Annotated in this window: 2 rRNA genes; both read left to right on the plus strand. The window is 48.3% G+C overall.

What is annotated here, in order from left to right:
• Nucleotides 1-83: ribosomal RNA gene (locus HWW87_RS36855) — 16S ribosomal RNA — on the plus strand; the annotation flags it as partial.
• A gap of 380 nt (nucleotides 84-463) precedes the next feature.
• Nucleotides 464-733: ribosomal RNA gene (locus tag HWW87_RS36860) — 23S ribosomal RNA — on the plus strand; the annotation flags it as partial.

The following is a 733-nucleotide window of genomic DNA, read 5'->3' on the forward strand; positions in this document are numbered from 1 at the left end:
CGGTCACCACGGTAGGATTCATGACTGGGGTGAAGTCGTAACAAGGTAGCCGTATCGGAAGGTGCGGCTGGATCACCTCCTTTCCAGAGCTACTCGCGAAGTTGAGCGCTCACGCTTATCGGCTGTTGATTAAGACAGACTAGCTGTCTGCGGTTTAAACCGGTTTAATGCCGGCCGCTTTCAATAATCTTCAATGACAAATATTCGAATGGAGTTTGGTTCGAGTCTTTTTCATTGGCGATTGAGCCAGTCAGAGCGGTACGAAAGTATCGGCTGTCGTTCTTTAACAATCTGGAAGAAGTAAGTAATTTGGATAGCGGAAGCGTCTTGAGATGGACGTGAAAGTTATCCGGGTTGTGATTGTATCGATGTATCTCAAGATGATTCGAACTCTAAGTTCGACTTAAATTGGAATACGGCACAACGCGAGAACTCAACCTGTAACGAGACAGACTCGTTATAGGGTCAAGCGAACAAGTGCATGTGGTGGATGCCTTGGCGATCACAGGCGATGAAGGACGCGGTAGCCTGCGAAAAGCTACGGGGAGCTGGCAAACGAGCTTTGATCCGTAGATGTCCGAATGGGGAAACCCACTCCTTTTGGAGTATCCATGGCTGAATACATAGGCCATGTGAAGCGAACGCGGTGAACTGAAACATCTAAGTAACCGCAGGAAAAGAAATCAACCGAGATTCCCAAAGTAGTGGCGAGCGAAATGGGATGAGCCTTGCA

This window comes from Burkholderia sp. BCC0419 (genome assembly GCF_902830285.1).
In the GTDB taxonomy this organism is placed as follows: Bacteria; Pseudomonadota; Gammaproteobacteria; order Burkholderiales; family Burkholderiaceae; genus Burkholderia.